This window comes from Actinokineospora xionganensis (genome assembly GCF_014323725.1).
In the GTDB taxonomy this organism is placed as follows: Bacteria; Actinomycetota; Actinomycetes; order Mycobacteriales; family Pseudonocardiaceae; genus Actinokineospora; species Actinokineospora xionganensis.
In genome coordinates, this window is the sequence record NZ_JABVED010000054.1 from 1 (window position 1) to 1,453 (window position 1,453).

The 1,453-nt window shown below is 65.6% G+C and carries 1 protein-coding gene; it reads right to left on the minus strand.

The features are described 5' to 3' along the window. Positions 1–34: 34 nt before the first annotated feature. On the minus strand, positions 35–1,384 hold the full coding sequence (locus GPZ80_RS31850; RefSeq protein WP_187224807.1) for an IS30 family transposase: 1,350 nt from the start codon (positions 1,382–1,384) through the stop codon (positions 35–37). Positions 1,385–1,453: the final 69 nt, after the last annotated feature.

Consider the following 1,453-nt stretch of genomic DNA (forward strand, 5'->3'; position numbering starts at 1 on the left):
CCTGAGTTCAACCGGTCGTCGCAACACCGTTGGTTTAGATCGATAGTAGGTGATCGTTGAGCGCTTCTGCGGGTGTCTTCCAGTCAAGTGTCTTGCGGGGCCTGGCGTTGAGTGTGGTGGCGACGGCGTCGAGTTCGTCGCGGCTCCAGCGGGACAGGTCGGTGCCCTTGGGAAAGTATTGGCGCAGCAAGCCATTCGTGTTCTCGTTCGTGCCGCGCTGCCATGGGCTGTGCGGGTCTGCGAAGTAGACGGCCACCCCGGTTTCAATCCTCAACTGCGCGTGTTGGGCGAGTTCCTTGCCGCGGTCCCAGGTCAGCGACTGGCGCAGATGCTCGGGCAGGCTGGTGATCTTGGAGGCGATGGCGTCCCGCATGGCCTCGGCTCCGTAGCCGGCGAGGGCGGGACCGTTCTTGACCCGAGGTTCGATGCCGTAGCCGTCCATCCGAGGCAGGTGCAACAGCATCGTGAATCTCGTTGTGCGCTCCACGAGCGTGCCGATCGCGGACCGGTCGGTTCCGATGATGAGGTCGCCTTCCCAGTGGCCGGGAACGGCCCGGTCTTCGACCTCGGCGGGTCGTTCGCTGATCATCACCTCCGGGGTGACATGTCCGCCGGGACGCTGGCGGGACCGAGCACGCGGGACTCTGAGGGCTCGGCCGGTGCGTAGACAGGCGACCAGCTCCCGCTTGAGCGCGCCCCGACTTTGAACATAGAGCGCCTGATAGATCGCCTCATGGGAGATGCGCATGGAGTCATCATCGGGGAAGTCAACACGCAGTCGATTCGCGATCTGCTCCGGACTCCACGCAGTACTCCACCTTCGGTCCTGGCGCCGCGGCTTGTTGCGGCCCTTCCACTGCGGCGCCTGCGGTCCCAGGACCTGTGACCCGCCCGGAAGACGAACCTCGCCCGAAAGCCGCTCCTGGACGTAGTCACGCAACCTCTCGTTCACCACGAGCCTCGCGGTCTTGGGGCGCTGAGCAAGCAGCTCCGCCTTCCACTGAGCGACCGACGCTCGATACTCGAGCTTCCCACCGCGCGTGGCCGCGTTCCGGCGCAACTCCCGCGAGATCGTGGAGGGATCACGGCCCACCTGACGGGCGATCTCCCTGACTCCGGCGCCCTGGGCTTTGAGTAGCGCGATCTCTTCCCGCTCAGGGAACGACAGATACCGGCCCGCAATCGGAACGGTCATGAAGGTCGGCATGCCGCCACGTTGCCGGAACCAACGGCTGCCCACCGCTTGCGACACGCCGACAGCGACCGCAGCGTCCTCGCTCGGGACACCCTTGGCGATCTCGTGCCAGAACGCACGCTGCACGGCTCGCCGCAACGAGGGCTTCCCCGGCGACTTCATCGGCGACCTGCCCGTCAGCGCCTTCATCCATCCCGCTGGCCTGCCCATAACCACCTCCACAATCGAGGTGTTGCGACGACCAGTTGAATCCGCCCA